The 15,524-nt window shown below is 70.5% G+C and carries 15 protein-coding genes; 6 read left to right on the top strand and 9 right to left on the bottom strand.

Going from position 1 to position 15,524, the window contains the following annotated elements; all coding sequences use genetic code 11:
• Positions 1–3: 3 nt before the first annotated feature.
• The 6 genes from V3C34_RS09005 to V3C34_RS09030 form a co-directional block, all read right to left on the bottom strand.
• The gene (locus tag V3C34_RS09005; RefSeq protein ID WP_346006792.1) at positions 4–1,902 is read right to left on the bottom strand and encodes an AMP-binding protein; all 1,899 of its coding nucleotides are present in this window, start codon (positions 1,900–1,902) and stop codon (positions 4–6) included.
• Positions 1,899–3,215: an MFS transporter gene (locus V3C34_RS09010; RefSeq protein ID WP_346006793.1), complete on the bottom strand. Its 1,317-nt coding sequence runs from the start codon at positions 3,213–3,215 to the stop codon at positions 1,899–1,901. The genes V3C34_RS09005 and V3C34_RS09010 overlap by 4 nt, the downstream gene beginning before the upstream one ends.
• An 85-nt stretch (positions 3,216–3,300) precedes the next feature.
• On the bottom strand, positions 3,301–5,415 hold the full coding sequence (locus tag V3C34_RS09015) for a 3-hydroxyacyl-CoA dehydrogenase NAD-binding domain-containing protein (protein ID WP_346006794.1): 2,115 nt from the start codon (positions 5,413–5,415) through the stop codon (positions 3,301–3,303).
• A 32-nt stretch (positions 5,416–5,447) separates the two neighbouring features.
• Complete coding sequence (locus V3C34_RS09020; protein ID WP_346006795.1) at positions 5,448–6,260, bottom strand: crotonase/enoyl-CoA hydratase family protein; 813 nt, start codon at positions 6,258–6,260, stop codon at positions 5,448–5,450.
• 41 nt (positions 6,261–6,301) lie between these two features.
• Positions 6,302–7,081 (bottom strand): SDR family oxidoreductase, encoded by a 780-nt coding sequence (locus tag V3C34_RS09025; protein ID WP_346006796.1) that lies wholly within the window; start codon positions 7,079–7,081, stop codon positions 6,302–6,304.
• Positions 7,082–7,083: 2 nt separating this feature from the next.
• Complete coding sequence (locus V3C34_RS09030) at positions 7,084–8,874, bottom strand: acyl-CoA dehydrogenase C-terminal domain-containing protein (RefSeq protein ID WP_346006797.1); 1,791 nt, start codon at positions 8,872–8,874, stop codon at positions 7,084–7,086.
• A gap of 145 nt (positions 8,875–9,019) precedes the next feature.
• On the opposite strand from V3C34_RS09030, the gene V3C34_RS09035 reads away from it, so the two are divergent.
• Positions 9,020–10,090 carry a PAS domain-containing sensor histidine kinase gene (locus V3C34_RS09035; protein WP_346006798.1) on the top strand — a complete coding sequence of 357 codons (1,071 nt, stop codon included), beginning with the start codon at positions 9,020–9,022 and terminating at the stop codon, positions 10,088–10,090.
• Between the two features lie 62 nt (positions 10,091–10,152).
• Here V3C34_RS09035 and V3C34_RS09040 read toward each other — a convergent pair whose 3' ends face one another.
• Positions 10,153–10,785, bottom strand: a complete 633-nt coding sequence (locus V3C34_RS09040) for a response regulator transcription factor (RefSeq protein WP_346006799.1) — start codon at positions 10,783–10,785, stop codon at positions 10,153–10,155.
• A 266-nt stretch (positions 10,786–11,051) separates the two neighbouring features.
• On the opposite strand from V3C34_RS09040, the gene V3C34_RS09045 reads away from it, so the two are divergent.
• A complete protein-coding gene (locus tag V3C34_RS09045; RefSeq protein ID WP_346006800.1) occupies positions 11,052–11,840 on the top strand; it encodes a crotonase/enoyl-CoA hydratase family protein in 789 nt (262 codons plus the stop codon).
• A gap of 1 nt (position 11,841) precedes the next feature.
• Positions 11,842–12,444, top strand: a complete 603-nt coding sequence (locus V3C34_RS09050) for a TetR/AcrR family transcriptional regulator (RefSeq protein ID WP_346006801.1) — start codon at positions 11,842–11,844, stop codon at positions 12,442–12,444.
• Positions 12,445–12,516: 72 nt separating this feature from the next.
• Here V3C34_RS09050 and V3C34_RS09055 read toward each other — a convergent pair whose 3' ends face one another.
• On the bottom strand, positions 12,517–12,774 hold the full coding sequence (locus V3C34_RS09055; RefSeq protein WP_346006802.1) for a hypothetical protein: 258 nt from the start codon (positions 12,772–12,774) through the stop codon (positions 12,517–12,519).
• A 107-nt stretch (positions 12,775–12,881) separates the two neighbouring features.
• Between V3C34_RS09055 and V3C34_RS09060 the strand changes: the two genes are divergently transcribed.
• The 3 genes from V3C34_RS09060 to V3C34_RS09070 all read left to right on the top strand — a co-directional run bounded on the left by V3C34_RS09060 (position 12,882) and on the right by V3C34_RS09070 (position 14,063).
• Positions 12,882–13,178: a hypothetical protein gene (locus V3C34_RS09060; protein WP_346006803.1), complete on the top strand. Its 297-nt coding sequence runs from the start codon at positions 12,882–12,884 to the stop codon at positions 13,176–13,178.
• Complete coding sequence (locus V3C34_RS09065) at positions 13,178–13,390, top strand: DUF2945 domain-containing protein (protein ID WP_346006804.1); 213 nt, start codon at positions 13,178–13,180, stop codon at positions 13,388–13,390. The genes V3C34_RS09060 and V3C34_RS09065 overlap by 1 nt, the downstream gene beginning before the upstream one ends.
• A gap of 106 nt (positions 13,391–13,496) precedes the next feature.
• Complete coding sequence (locus V3C34_RS09070; protein ID WP_346006805.1) at positions 13,497–14,063, top strand: antibiotic biosynthesis monooxygenase; 567 nt, start codon at positions 13,497–13,499, stop codon at positions 14,061–14,063.
• A 130-nt stretch (positions 14,064–14,193) separates the two neighbouring features.
• Here the strand turns inward: V3C34_RS09070 and V3C34_RS09075 are convergent, their stop codons facing one another.
• On the bottom strand, positions 14,194–15,462 hold the full coding sequence (locus V3C34_RS09075) for a YeeE/YedE family protein (protein ID WP_346006806.1): 1,269 nt from the start codon (positions 15,460–15,462) through the stop codon (positions 14,194–14,196).
• Between the last annotated feature and the right edge of the window lie 62 nt (positions 15,463–15,524).

Genomic DNA, 15,524 nt, shown 5'->3' on the forward strand with positions numbered 1-15,524 from the left:
CGATCACTCCTTGGGGTGTGCTCGGCGAGCACTGATCGTGTGGTGGATGGTCAGGGTGGCCAGGGCGGTGCGCGCGACCTCGGTGTCGGCCTCGTCGTCCATGAGGACCTCGACGGTCACGCCCTGGGCGCCACGGTCGCGGGTCACGACGTCGTGCGAGCCCTCGAGCCCGGCCGCGTCGAGGAGCTCACGCACGGCCGTGCCGATGGCGTCGAGCCGCAGCTGGTTCTTCACCACCTTGCCCACGGCCGATCGGGGCAGCTCGTCGATGACGATGTACTCCCGTGGGAGAGAGGCGCGCTCGCGGACCGTACGGCGCATGTGGGCGATGAGGTCGTCCAGGTCGAAGGGGGCATCGCCCGCCACGACGATGTAGGCCACGGGCACCTCACCGGTGTCCACGTCGGGCTTGGCGACGACCGAGGCCTCGAGCACGCCCGGGTGGGCGAAGAGGGCCTCCTCGACCGGGGCGGGGTCGATGTTGTGACCGCCGCGGATGATGACGTCCTTGGCCCGGCCGGTGATCGAGAGGTACCCGCGTTCGTCCATCGACGCCATGTCGCCGGTGCGCAGCCAGCCGTCAGCGAGCAGGACCCCTTCGTCCTGGCGCGGGTCGAGGTAGCCGGGGAAGACCCCGGGACCCCGCAGGAGCAGCTCGCCCGCCTCCCCGGGCCCGCAGTCGTCGGTGGTGCCCGGCTGCACGACCTTCGCGTGGTGGTAGGGCGCCGGCACACCGATGATGCCGGGGACCGGGGTGACCGAGCGCGGGCACGAGACGATCGCCCCCGAGGTCTCGGTGAGGCCGTAACCCTCGGCGATGGCCACACCGGTCAGCTCCCGGAATCGGCGCGCGGTGTCGGCCGACAGCGGTGCCGACCCGCTCGACACCCAGCGCACGGTGTGCTCGTCCGGGATCTCCTCCGGCTTCTGGACGATGCGGTTGGCGATCGTCGGCAGCAGCGGCACGCTCTCGATGGACAAGCGGGTGACCATCGACCACAGGTTGTCGATGACCCCAGGGCCGCGCCAACCTCCGGACGTCGGCAGGACGGCCGTGCCGCCTAGGGCGTACGTGGTGAGCTGGCTGATCGAGACCCCGTGCACGTGGAAGAACGGGGACGCGCACACGCGGACGATCCCCGGCGCCACCTGGTGGGCGATCGCGGCAGCCCAGCTGGCGATGATCTGCCCGCCGTGGGTGATCTTCGCCAGCTTGGGCGAGCCGGTCGTGCCGCCCGTGCCGAAGATGCCGGCGACGGTCTCCCAGGTGATCTCACGAGGGTGCGTGAGGTGGTCGCCGGGGTGGTCGAGGATCGCCTCCTCCAGCTCGAGGAAGCGCACCCCCTCGGGGACCGCGCCGTCGCGTCGGCCGCCGGCTCGGATCACCGTGTCGACGCCCGGAGAGTGCTCGAGGACCTCGGGCAGCTTGCCCCACGGGTCGCTGACGTCGTCACCGCCGGCGCACACGAGGATCCGCGCGCCGACCGCGGTGATCATCTCGCCGAGGAGCTCGGGCTCGAGCATCCAGTTGAGTGGGTTGGCGATCCCGGCGGTCTGCGCGCCCCACAGGGCGTACTGCGGCTCGGGCGCCCCGGTCGTGAGGATCGAGACGACGTCGTCGCCGCGGACCCCGAGCGCGGCCAGGAGGTTGGTCGTGCGGATGATCGTCTCCACGAGCTGGCCGTGGCTGATGAGCTCGACGCTGTCGAGGTCACGGGCGTCCGGGACCCACGCGATCGCCGCCCGGTCCGGGTCGATGGCCGCGCCGCTGCGGATGTAGTCGAGGACGTTGGTCGGCAGGCCCCGGTCGGTGAGGGGCGTGCGCTCGAAGTCCTCGATCTGCTCGCGGGTGGCGAGGTCGACGGTCGCCAGGTACTCCGGGATGGTGCCGGTGCTGCTCACTTCGACCCTCCGACCGGCGCGCCGACGAGCCGCTCACGGTCGGCGTCGGGACGCATGAAGACGAGCGCGAGGAGCGCGAAGAGGAGCGCCACGCCACCGAGGATCTGGAAGGAGGTCGCGAAGCCCACGGCCTCGCTCGAGGCGTTGTCGACGATGACGCCGGCCGCGTAGGGCGCGACGAGACCGCCGATGGACATGATCGCCAGGAAGACGCCGAGCGTGCCGGCGAGCTGCTGGGGCGGGCAGATCGCCGACACCGCGGTGTTGAGCAGCGGGGCGGCGAGGCTGGCGATCCCGTACGCGAAGGAGACGAGGGCGACGACGAGCACGGGCGTCTGGACGTACGGCACGAGGGCGAAGAGAGCGCCGCCGATCACGACGGCGCCCGCAGCGAGGTACACCCGCGAGCTGCGCACGCTCGCCCCCTTCGACATCAGGCGGTCGCTGATCTTGGAGCCACCGAGCATCACCACGAGGGCGACCATGCTCGGCAGGGCGAACATCGACCCGGCCTCCTGCGCCGAGTAGCCGAGGCCGAGCTCGAAGTAGGAGGGGAGCCAGGTGAGGATCACGGTCTGCAGAGCGTAGTAGGACGCGAAGAGCAGGCCGCCGAAGACGAAGCTCGGCGAGAGCAGGATCCGGCTCCAGGGCACGCGGTCGATCGAGGTGTCTCCGGCAGCGTTCGCCACCTTGGGTGCCGAGTGCGACCCCTCACGCCACGTGGTGAGCCACAGCACGGACCAGACGATCGCGAAGATCGACATGACGATGAGCGCTGCGCGCCAGCCGTGCTGGATCGTGACCCAGGTCAGGAGCGGGGCGAAGATGATCTTCGCGAGCGAGATCGCGCCGAGCAGCATCGCGCTGGGGAAGCCGCGCTTGTCCGGCGCGTGCCAGCTGTAGACGGCGGTGTGCATGAGCGCCGAGCTGGGGCCCTCGGCGACGCCGAGGATCGCGCGGCTGACGATCAGCGTGGCGAAGCCGGCGGCGAGGACGACCGGCAGTACCGAGGCGGCCCAGACGATCGCCAGCCCGGCGAGGGCCCAGCGCAGTCCGGCGACCCGCTTGATCAGCCCTGCGCTGAAGCCTCCGAGGGTGAAGAGGAGGAAGAAGATGCTGCCGACCAGGCCGATCTCGGCGGAGGTCAGGCCGAGCTCGCGGGCGAGCGGCTGGGCGATGATGCCGTAGACCGCTTTGTCCGCGTAGTTGACCATGTAGAGCAGGATCACCAGGCCGGTCATCGACCAGGCCATCACGCCACTGGTCGAGGGCTCGGTGCTCTGGGGGCGTTGGGTGACGGTTTCGTTGGACACGTGCTGGTCCTTTCGGAGGGTGGGACGCCCTTGTCCCGGTGTCAGGATCGCGGCTCGCCGGGGGCGGTGACGAGCGCGAAGGGGGTCACTCCCAGGTGGAGTGCCCGTCGGCCACGCGGCGCTCGGGCAGCGGGGCGGGAGCCCAGGTGAGTGAGCCGTGGGTGGACTCGAGCTCCTGGATGCGGCGAAGGGAGTCGGCCAGGCCCCGCGACTGCGCCCAGTGCATCGGGCCGCCGCGGTAGGCGGGGAAGCCGTAGCCGTCGACGTAGACGACGTCGATGTCGGAGGCGCGCTGCGCGACGTCCTCGTCGAGGATGCGCGCGCCCTCGTTGACCAGGGCGAGCATGCAGCGGTCGACGATCTCCTCGTCGGTGATCTCGCGGGTGGTGATCCCGTTCTCCTCGGCGCAGCGGCGGATGACTGCCTCGACCTCGGGGTCGGGTACGGGGGTGCGACTGCCGTCCTCGTAGCGGTAGTACCCGGCGCCGGTCTTCTGCCCGAAGCGCCCGGCCTCGCACAGGACGTCGGCGACGCGTGAGTAGCGCATCTGGGGGTCGCGCGTGGGTGCCAGTCGCTTGCGCGCGGCCCACCCGATGTCGAGACCGGCGAGGTCGGACATCCGGAAGGGCCCCATCGCCAGGCCGAAGGCCTCGAGGGCCCGGTCGACCTGCTGCGGGGTCGCGCCCTCCTCGACGAGGAAGTCGGCCTCACGGCGGTACGGCGTGAGCATCCGGTTGCCGATGAAGCCGTCGCACACGGCGGACAGGACGGGCACCTTGCCGATGCGCTGGGCCATGGTCAGGCTGGTCACGACGACGTCGTCGGCGCTGGCGGCGCCGCGCACGACCTCCAGCAGCTTCATGACGTTGGCCGGGCTGAAGAAGTGCAGCCCGATGACGTCGGCGGGACGGGAGGTGCTCGCGGCGATCTCGTCGACGTCGAGACGGGAGGTGTTGGTGGCCAGGACGGCGCCGGCGCGAGCGTGCTCGTCGATGCGGGCGAAGACCTGCTTCTTGACGTCCATGTCCTCGAAGACGGCCTCGACGACGAGGTCGGCGGCGGCGATCTGGGCCATGTCCAGGCTCGGGGTGACGAGCTCGGTCCGTCGCTGAGCCTCATCGGCCGACAGGCGGCCCTTGGCCGCAGAGGCCTCGTAGGTGCGGCGGATCGTCGCGGTGCCGCGCTCGAGGGCAGCCTCGTCCTGCTCGACGAGGACGACGGGGATGCCCGCGTTGGCGTAGGCCATCGCGATGCCCGAGCCCATGGTCCCGGCACCGATGACGGCCACGGACTCGACGGGGCGGGCCGGGACCGACGCGTCGATGTCGGCGGCCTTGGCGGCCTTCTTCTCGGCGAGGAAGACGTGGCGCAGGGCGACCGCGTCGGGGCCGGTGACGAGCTCCTGGAAGGAGGCGCGCTCGGCCTTGAGGCCCTCGGCGATCGGGAGTCGGGTCGAGACCTCGACGGCGTCGACGGCCCGGCTCTGCGCCAGCTTGTTGGGCGCGTTGCGCTTGATGCCCGCACGGGCGGCGTCGAAGTCGACGCCGTCGGCCGAGGCCGGGGGCAGGTCGTCGATGCGTGGCTGCGGGCCGCGCAGGTCCAGCTCGGTGACCAGGGCGATGGCCGCCTCGACGACGTCGCCGTCGACCACGCGGTCGACCATGCCGAGCTCACCGGCGCGCGGCGCCGGGACACGCGCGGCGGTCTGGATCGCCTCGAGCGCCGGGGCCGTGCCGATGAGCCGCGGCAGGCGCTGGGTGCCGCCGGCACCGGGGAAGAGGCCGACGCTCACCTCGGTGAGGCCGAGGATCGCGTCACGGTGGGCGACGCGGTGGCTGCACACGAGCGCGAGCTCGTAGCCGCCGCCGAGGGAGAAGCCATGGATCGCGGCGACGACCGGCTTGGGCAGCGCGAGGATCTGGGCGAACACCTCGGGGACGGTCGGCCGGGCCTTGGCGGCCTCGGTGCCGAACTGGCGCAGGTCGGCGCCGCCGCAGAAGCCTTTGCCTCCCCCGGTGAGGACGACGGCGCGCACGTCGTCGTCCTGCTCGGCGCGGGTGAGGGCCTCACCGAGTGCCTTGCGGAGGGTGTCGCGCAGCCCGTTGACGGGCGGGTTGCTCAGGGTGATGACGGCGATGCCGTCGCGCGTGGTGTAGTCGACCTCGCTCGTCACGGCGGTGTCCTGGATGGTCTCGGTCATGTCTGCCTCGGGGCTCGTCGGGTCGAAGGGGGTCAGCGTCCGGTGAAGACGGCCTCGCGCCGCTCCACGAAGGACTGGATGCCCTCGCGGGCGTCGTCGGAGTCCATGACCTTGTCCCGGATCTGGGGGATGTGGTCGATGGCGGCCTGCTCGGCGGCGGCGACGAAGGCCTGGGCGCCGATCTTGGTGGCGCGGATGCCGAGCGGGGCGTTGGTGCAGATCTGTCGGGCCAGCTCGAGCGCGCGGTCGAGCTGGGTGCCGACGGGGACGACCTCCTGGACGAAGCCGAGACGCAGGGCCTCCTGTGCGTCGAACTTGTCGCAGAGGAAGAGGTGGTACATCGCGTTGCCCCAGCCGGTGCTGGTGAGGTAACGGAAGTGGGCGCCGCCGAGGGGCGCGATGCCCCGCTTGGACTCCAGCTGCTGGAAGACCGCGGTGTCGGCAGCGATGACGATGTCGGCGGCGAGCATCATCTCGATGCCGACGGTGAAGGTGATGCCCTGGACGACGGCGATGACCGGCTTGGTGCAGTGGCGTCCGAGGCCGAAGGGGTCCACCTTGTCCGGGTGACGCGGCTTGACGGTGGCCTTGGGGCCGAAGAACTTCGGCATGTCGAGGCCGGCGGTGGTGTGGTCGCCGGCGCTGCAGAAGACGGCGACCCACAGCTCGTCGTCCTCCTCGAAGGCGGTGAGGTGATCGCTCAGCTGCTCCATCATCTCGGGGGAGTAGGAGTTCTTCTTCGCCTCGTTCTCCAGCGTGATCACGGCGACGTGGCCGTCGGTCCGCATCGTCACGCGGCCTTCGGTAGGCGTGGTCTGCTCGGTCTGCTCGGTCTGCTGCGTCATCGTCGTGCCTCTCGTCGCGGGTCGGTGGGTGTCGGGGCCGGTCACCAGGTCGTCGCGCCGCCGTCGACGGCCAGGACCTGGCCGGTGACGTGGGCGCCGGCGTCGCTGGCCAGCAGGAGGAGGGGACCGACGAGGTCGTCGGCTGCACCGATGCGGCCCTGGGGGACCCGTGCGGTGATCGCGTCGCCGTGGGCCTGCAACGTCCCCTTCGTCATGTCGGAGGGGAAGAAGCCGGGGGCGATGGCGTTGACGTTGACCCCACGGCCCGCCCACTCGGCGGCGAGCGAACGGGTGAAGTGGATGACCGCGGCCTTGCTCGTGTTGTAGGCGAGCGTCTTGGTCGACGTGGCGCCGTTGGCCTTCATGCCGGCGATGGAGGCGAGGTTGATGACCCGGCCCGTCCCACGCGGCAGCATCGACAGGCTGCCGATGAGCTGGGTGAGGTGGAAGGTCGCGGTGACGTTGGTCGTCATGACCTTGTTCCAGGCCTTCAGGGGGTGCTCCTCGGCCGGCGCGCCCCAGGTCGCGCCGGCGTTGTTGACGAGGATGTCGACGGAACCGAGGCGCTCGACGCTCTCGTGGGCGAGGCGCTCGGCGTCCTCCTCCTTGCTCGCGTCGGCGGCGACCCACTCCACGTCGATGCCGCGGCCGGCGAGGTCCTGCTGGGCCTGCTGGAGCGAGTCGGACTTGCGCGAGCTGATGAGCACGCGGGCTCCCTGGCGGGAGAGGATCTCGGCGAACTGCAGGCCGAGTCCACGGGACCCGCCCGTGACGAGGGCCGTGCGGCCGGAGAGATCGAAGAGGTCGGCGGCGGACTGCATCGTCAGCGCTCCTTGGTGGTCGTGGTGGGCAGGGCTGCGGGGTCCATGAGGACCTGGGGGGAGGTCTGGGTGCGGGCCAGGAGGGAGTCCGTCGCCGGCAGCAGCGTGTCGAAGTAGAAGCGGGCCAGCGCCAGCTGACGACGCTGGGTCGGCGAGGCAGCATCGCCCAGCCCCACGACGACCGCCGCGGCCTGCGCCCAGAACCAGGCGATAACGTAGTGGCCGACGAGCTCCTGGTAGGCGACGGCGCTGGTGCCGAGCCGCAGCTCGTCCTGGGGCACCTCGGCCAGCAGCTCCGTGGTCGCCTCGTCGACCTGGTGGCCGACGGTGCGCAGCCCTTCGGCGAAGGGGGTCAGCTCGGGCGAGGTGAGCCCGTCGGCGAAGGTCTGGATGGTCTCGGTGAGCAGCTTGAGCCGGGCGCCGCCGTCGCCGACGACCTTGCGGCCGAGGAGGTCGTGGGCCTGCACGCCGTTGGTGCCCTCGTAGATCGGGAGCACCCGGGCGTCGCGCAGGTGCTGCTCGACGCCGGTCTCGGTGATGTAGCCCGCGCCGCCGTGGATCTGCATGCCGAGCGAGGTGACGTCGACGCCGCGGTCGGTGACGAAGGCCTTGGCGATCGGGGTGAGCAGGGCGAGCAGCTCGTCGGCGCGCTCGATGGCGGCGGTGTCGGCGCTCGCCCGGCGGACGTCGGTCTGCAGGGCGAGCCAGTACAGGAACATCCGCGCGCCACCGATCCACGCCTGCTGGGTGAGCAGCATCCGGCGCACGTCGGGCTGGTGGAGGATCGGGTCGGCGGGGAGCGACGGGTCACGCAGCGCGCCCGGCGCCTTGGACTGCAGACGCTCGCGGGCATAGCCGAGGGAGGCCTGGGCGGAGGCCTCGGAGATTCCCAGGGCCATGGTGCCGGTGCCGACGCGGGCGCCGTTCATCATGACGAACATCGCGGGCAGACCGCGGTTGACCTCACCGACGAGTCGGCCGACGGCACCCTCGAAGCGCATGGTGCACGTCGCGCTGCCGTGCAGGCCCATCTTCGACTCGACGCCGTCGCAGGTGACGCCGTTGGACCCACCGACGCTGCCGTCCTCGAGGACCTGCTGGCGGGGGACGACGAAGAGGCTGATGCCGCGGACGCCGCTCGGGGCGTCGGGGACGCGGGCGAGGACGAGGTGGACGATGTTGTCCGTCAGGTCGTGGTCGCCGGACGAGATGAAGATCTTGGTGCCGGTGATCGACCAGGTGCCGTCGTCGTTGGGGACCGCACGGGTGGTGAGCATGCCGAGGTCGGTGCCGCAGTGCGGCTCGGTGAGGCACATCGTGCCGGTCCACTGGCCGGAGGCCAAGCGGGTCAGGTAGGTGTCCTTGACCTCGTCGCTGGCGTTGGCATTGAGGCAGCGGTAGACGCCCGCGGACAGGCTCGTGTAGAGCGCCCACGACGGGTTGGCCCCGGCGATCATCTCCTTGACGACCATGCCGAGCAGGTGCGGCATCCCACCCCCGCCGTGCTCCTCGAGGGCGTCGATGCCGGGCCAGCCGCCCGCGGCGTACTTGTCGTACGCGGCCTTGAACCCCGCGGGGGTCCGGACGCCCTCCGGGGTCCACGTGACGCCCTCCGCGTCCCCCTTCGCATTGAGGGGCGCGATCTCCGCGGCCGCCAGACCGGCGATGCCCTCGAGGACCTCGTCGATCGTCTCGCGGTCGATGTCGATGCCGGCGGAGCGAAGGGAGGGCTCCGCGCCGATCACCTCGTGGAGGGCGAAGCGGGTGTCGGCCAGGGGCGGGACGTAGGTCATGGGGGAGTGCCTTTCTGCGGGATGACTCCATGGTTCGACACGGGGGTCGGTCGGCGCTGTCAGAAGTGCGGCGGGGTTCGTGTCAGAAGATTCCGACGCGGGGCGCGGCTAGGGTGCTCGCACACGAGGGCTGGCAGGAGCGGGCATGGACGAGCTGATCGGTGGCGACGCGGACGTCGCGCACCTCTTCCACGGAGTCGTCGGGCAGTCGGGGGCCGGGATCTACCTCGTGCAGGACGGGATGATGGTCTACACCAACCCGAGCTTCGCAGCCTTCTTCGGGACGACGCCTGATCGCTTCATCGGTCGCTCGCTGGCTGACGTCGCACCACGGCAGCAGCGGGAGAGCCTCGTCGCCCAGTTCGAGCGACGGATCGCCGGCACCGAGCCGGACGACCACTTCGTCATCCGGACCGACCTCCCGGGGCTCGGGGACCGCACGATCGAGCTGCACGGCACCCGGATCGAGTACCGCGGGCGACCGGCCGTGGTCGGCGTGGGTCTCGACGTGACGGACCGGGTGCGGGCCCACGCCGATCTCGTGGAGTCGCGCGCCCAGCTGCGTCAGCTCATGGTGGCGATCGAGACGATCCAGGACGAGGAGCGCAACCGGATGTCGCTCGAGCTGCACGACGTCATCGGCGGCATGCTCACGGCCCTCAAGTTCGACATCGCCCGGATGCGCAAACGCATCCAGCGCGAGGCGGGAGCGGTCGACGAGGCAGGGCTGGTCGCAATGACGGAGGAGCTCTCGCATCGGACGCAGGAAGCGATCGACGTCGTGCGCAGGCTCTCGGACGAGCTGCGGCCGGCGCTGCTCGAGCACCTCGGGCTCGTGGCCTCCGTAGAGGACGAGGTGCGGCGCTTCGCCTCGCGCTTCGACATCGACGCGGAGGTGACCGTGCCCGATGAGGGGCTGGCACTTGATGGCGAGGTGGAGCTCGCCGCCTTCCGCATCGTGCAGGAGGCGTTGACCAATGTCGCGCGGCACGCGCAGGCGAACCGGGTGACCGTGGCTATCGCGCGGGAGCCGGATGGCTTGCGGATCACGGTGCAGGACAACGGGACCGGGATCGACCGGGCCTCGGTGCCGGAGGGGCGGATCGGCCTGATCGGGATGGGGGAGCGGGCCCGGCGCATCGGCGCGAGCGTGACGGTGGAGCCCGTGGCTGGCGGCGGGACCCTCGTGGACCTGCGCGTGCCCCACGCCCCCTGATCGCATCTCCCCGGGGTCGTACCGCTTCGGGTCGCATCTCCCCGGGGTCGTACCCTTGCGCGTCAGTCGATCAGCCGATGCGTCAGCGCGTACCGCACGAGGTCGGCGTTGCTGTCGAGGCCGAGCTTGGTCAGGGTGCGCGCGCGGTAGGTGCTCACCGTCTTGACGCTCAGGTGCAGGTCCTCGCCGATGCGGGTGAGGGTGTGGCCGGAGGCGAGGCGGACGAGCACGTCGAGCTCGCGGTCGGAGAGGTGCTCGTGGGGCGCGTCGCCCGGCACCGCGTCGAGCTTCTGCAGCATCTGCTCGGCGACCGCGGGGGTGACGTAGCGCCCGCCGCCGGCGACCTTGCGGATCGCGGTCGTCAGCTCGTCGGCGTCCATGTCCTTGGAGACGTAGCCGCGGGCGCCGGCTTCGAAGGCGCGCAACGCGTACTGCTCGGCCGAGTACATGCTCAGCATGAGCACCGGCACGTGGGGTGCGCGCTTGCGCAGGGTGGGCAGGAGGTCGAGGCCGCTCTTGACCGGCAGGTTGATGTCGAGCAGGACGAGGTCGAAGGGGGTCTCCCGCACCGCGTCGAGGGCGCTCGCCGCGTCGGTCGCCTCGGTGACCGACGCGATGTCGGGCTCCTCCTCGAGCAGTCGTGCCAGGCCGGCACGGAAGATCGTGTGGTCGTCGACGATGAGCAGTTTGAGCACCGGTGGCTCCCTTCGGGTGGCAGGGCCAACCTAGCGGTGAGAACTCGTGACCTCGCGTCGCGACCTCACAACGGGTGTCCCGGAGTCGATAGAAAAAGAAGTGAAGTCACTTCTTGAAAGGAGGAGTGGGTGCGCGGTGGACTTGCGTCATGGCCCAGACACCAGACTTCGAGACCATCCTCTACACGACGCAGGGCAAGATCGCGACGATCACGCTCAATCGTCCCGAGCAGCTCAACACGATCGTCCCGCCGCTGCCCTAGGAGGTGGAGCGCGCCGTGACACTGGCGACAGGGGACCCCGAGGTATCGGTCATCGTCCTGCGGGGAGCCGGACGCGCGTTCTGCGCCGGCTACAACTTCGGTGACGGCTTCCACCAGTGGGACGAGCACATCACGACCGATGGGCAGTGGGACCCCGGCAAGGACTTCGCCCTGGCGACCTCACGGATCAACTCGCCGACCCACCAGCTGTTCTCCATCTGGCGCACGCACAAGCCGGTCATCGCACAGGTCCACGGCTGGTGCGTCGGTGGCGGGAGCGACTTCGCTCTCGGCGCCGACATCGTCATCGCCAGTGACGACGCGGTCATCGGCACGCCCTACAGTCGGATGTGGGGCTCCTACCTGTCCGGAATGTGGCTCTACCGCTTGGGGCTGACCCGCGCGAAGGAGTACGCCCTGACCGGCAAGGCCCTTACCGGCACCGAGGCGGCCGAGATGGAGCTGATCAACGCCTCCGTCCCCTTCGCCGAGCTCGAGTCCACCGTGGCCGACATGGCCAGCCAGTTGGCCGCGATCCCGCTCTCGCAGCTCGCGGCGATGAAGCTCGTCGTCAACCAGGCGTACGAGAACATGGGTCTGTCGAACACGCAGACGCTCGGCCCCATCCTCGACGGCCTCATGCGCAACACTCCCGACGCGCACCGCTTCATCGACCTCGCCGAGAACGAGGGCGTCCGCGCGGTCATCCGGGAGCGCGACGGAGGCTTCGCCGACTACAGCCAAGCACCGCGAGACCGCCAGCCCATCCCGGAGCATGTGATCATCCCTTGATGTGACTCCTTCCACTGCTGAACCCGCAACCACCAAGGGCCGCGAGACCAAGGCCCGGCTGATGCGTGCGGCCCAGACCGAGCTGCGCAAGCACGGCCGGTTGGAGATTGCCGACGTCGGCCGTGCCGCCGGAGTGGCGCCGAGCGTCATCCACCGATACTTCGGCAACCGCGCCGGTCTGGTCGCGGCAGTCGTCGAGGCCTTCTACGACGACTACGACGCGGCCGTCTTCCTCGTGCCCCGCGCGGAGGACGTCTCGTGGCAGGAAGGGGAGGCCCTGCGGATCACGCAGGAGGTCGGCTTCCTCTATAGCCATCCGCTCGGCCGTCGGGTAGCGGCGGGTCTGCTCCACGACCCCGCGGCGACTCAGGTCGATGCCGAGCGGCAACGGCGGCACGCCGCGCTCGCGGCGCGCAACATCCGTCTGGGGCAAGCCAGCGGTGAACTCCCTTCATCTGTCAACGCAGACCTGGCGGGCGCCGCGATCATCGGCGCCCTCCGCTCGGTCCTGACCGTCGCGTTGGGGCTCGACGATCCACCCGATCAGGCCGAGGTGATCGACACGATCATCCGGCTTTCGGCCGCACTGATTCACCCCGAGTAGATAGGGACAAGCCATGACCGGGCCCGCTGCAGCGAACATGGCCACATCGTGGCAGGACGAGTGGTCCGTCGCTCAGCGGGACTCGCGCCGTCGAGCCGCACGAGCCGCACGAGCCGCACGAGCCGCACGAGCCGCACGAGCCTCCTTGAGCAGCTCCTGCACCTGCTCCTCGTCGAGCTCGTCATCCATCTCGGCAGCAGTGGCCGCCACTGCAGCGAGTTGTCGCTCACGACGCGCCGACTGATACGCAAGGACGTCCTCGAGGGCGACCGTGCGACGGTTGCTGATCCGCTCGCACGCGAGCTCGCCCGACTCGATGACCTTGACCACGGTCGGACGATTCTCGATCAGTGGCGAGTTCCGCGAGAACCGGTGCGGCGGCGGCCTTGACGCCGATGCCGTCCGGGTGTGGTGTGGAGGGGACGAAGGGAGATCCGGTGCAGGACTTCGAGATCACCTCGCAAGGTGATGGTGAGTGCGCGGTGCGTGTCCAGACCGACGAGGGTGCGGTGACGCTGGACCTGCTGCTCGGCGAGGCCGAGTCGGTGAGCGGAGGAGCGCTCGACCCCGGCGGGGGCACGGCCCGAGCGACGATCCGGTACCTGCTGGAGCACCAGGGTGCCGAGGACCTGCCCCAGCTGGTCGACATCGAAGAGGTCCTCGCGGCCTACCCGGACGCGGCCCAGCGGATCGCCGCCCTGAGGGCGGAGACGGACGAGACGAGGAGCAGCTGATGAGCGCGAGGTACAAGGTCGGGGACCACGTCGGGTGGAACTCCGAGGCCGGCCAGGTGAGCGGCACGATCACCAAGGTGCACACAGAGGATTTCGCCTACAAGGGCCACACGCGCCGAGCGAGCAAGGACGAGCCCCAGTACGAGATCAGGAGCGACAAGACGGACCACGTCGCGGCGCACAAGGGGTCGGCCCTGCACAAGGTGGACTGAGGGCACTCGACTGCGTTCCGCGAGGGCGAACGCAGCGTCACCCGGCGGGTGCGGGTGCTTGGATGCCGTGACCGCGTCGACGCGCAGGAGAGAGGGCGTGAGTGGCATGGCGGAGAGCGCTGGCGAGGCAACTGTCACCCGGATCGCGCGCCGGCGCGCCCGGCCCGGGCACGCGGGGGAGTACGAGGAGCTCGTACGGGAGATGTTCGTGCTGATGCGTCAGCACCGGGGCTTCCTCGGGGCGGAGCTCATCCCGCCGGAGCGCGAGGGCGGGCTGCACCAGGTGGTCGTCAACTTCGCCTCCGAGGACGACCTCGCCCGGTGGGACGGGTCGGCCGAGCGGCGCGAGATCTTCACGCGGATGCGCCCGCACGCGGAGGGTGAGCCCGAGCACCGGCGCCTCAGCGCGATCGACGAGTGGTTCCTCGGGCCGGACGTGCCCGCCCGCACCGTCGTCCCGAGGTGGAAGACGGCCGTCGTCACGTGGATGGGCATCTGGCCGCTCGCCTCGATCGTCCTGTGGTTCATCGCGCCGATCTGGAAGGACCTCGGTCTGCCCTTCCTGCTGTCGACCGCCATCAACGTCGTGATCATCGTGGTGGGCATGGTCTTCCTCGTCTCGCCGGTGCTGACCAAGGCGATGCGGTGGTTCCTGGTGCCGCAGCGGCGCTGACGAAGCACCCGATCCACGCCCCCTGACGTGCGAGGCCGCCCGCCCAACGCTCCCTGAGGAGGCCGCCCGCCCCACGCTCCCTGAGGAGGCCGCCTGCGGCCGTCTCGAAGGGGGCAGGCGTGAGGTGCGCTCAGCAGACCCCGTCGCCCGGGGCCGGGGTCGCCAGTCCCATCCGGCGGCGGACCTTCAGGCCGAGCCACGTGCCGACGAGGGCGACGACCGCCCACACCCAGCCCGAGAGGCTGAAGCTGGCGATGCCGGCGAGGTAGGCGCCGATGTTGCAGCCGAAGGACAGACGGGCGCCGTAGCCCATGAGGAATCCACCGAGGATCCCGGCGGCGACGACGCGGCCGGGGATGCGGCGCTGGATGACGAACTGGCCACCGATGGCGGCGGCGAGGGCGGCGCCGACGATGATGCCGAGGTTGTTCAGGGTCGTCGCCTGGTCGAGCAGCGAGCCGTTGAGGTCGGCTGCGGGGCCGGGCTGCTGCCAGTAGGCCCACGTCTCGGGGTGCATGCCGAGTGCCTGAGCGACCTTGGCGCCCCACACGGCGAAGGCGCTCGTGACACCCCAGGCGCTCCCCTTCGTCATCAGGACGAGGGCGCTGAGGACGGCGAGGACGAGTCCCCCGACCCACATCGGCCAGGAGCCGCGCACGATCCGTGCCAGACCCTGTGCCGTGGGGACCGGCGCGACGGGCGGGGGAGTCCGGCGGCGCTCGACGAGCAGGCTCACGGCGGCGATGGCGGCGAGGACGAGCAGGGTGACCACGAGGGCGCCGCCGTAGCCGATGTCCTCGGCGAGGGAGTAGGAACCGAAGCTCGGCAGCGTCTCGTGCCAGAAGTCGTAGCGCCAGGTGGCGGCGAAGGAGCCGACGACGAAGCTGAGGAGCGTGATCACGGTGGCGCTCTGCCCGCTGCCGACGTGGTAGAGCACGCCGGACGCGCACCCGCCGCCGAGCTGCATGCCGATGCCGAAGAGCAGCGCGCCGACCATCGTGCCGACACCGATCGGGTCGACGCTCGGCTCGGGCGTGACGCCGAAGCCGATGCCGGTGGTGAAGATGATCGCGAAGAAGGTCGCGGTCGTGCCGAGCAGCACCGTGTGGGCACGCAGGCCCCGGCCCTGGCCGACGGACATGAGCTGGCGCCAGGCGGAGGTGAAGCCGAAACGGGCGTGGAAGAGCGCGATACCCAAACCGATGCCGAGCGCGAGGAGACCGGCCTGCTTCACGCCGTGGGTGGCGGCGAGGTAGCTGACGCCGAGGGCACCGATGACGAGTGCCGTGGTTGCCGCCAGGGACTTGGGACGGTCCATGGGGGGCGGAGTCGTGACACCGGCCTGCTGCACATCAGCATCAGGCGAAGGGGGCCGGTCCGGGTTGATCGTCGCAGTCACGGCGGCGAGACTACGCCCCAACTTATTTATTGCATAACGTGACGTTATGCGTCCCAGGATGT

This window comes from Janibacter terrae, from assembly GCF_039636765.1.
Taxonomy (GTDB): domain Bacteria; phylum Actinomycetota; class Actinomycetes; order Actinomycetales; family Dermatophilaceae; genus Janibacter; species Janibacter terrae.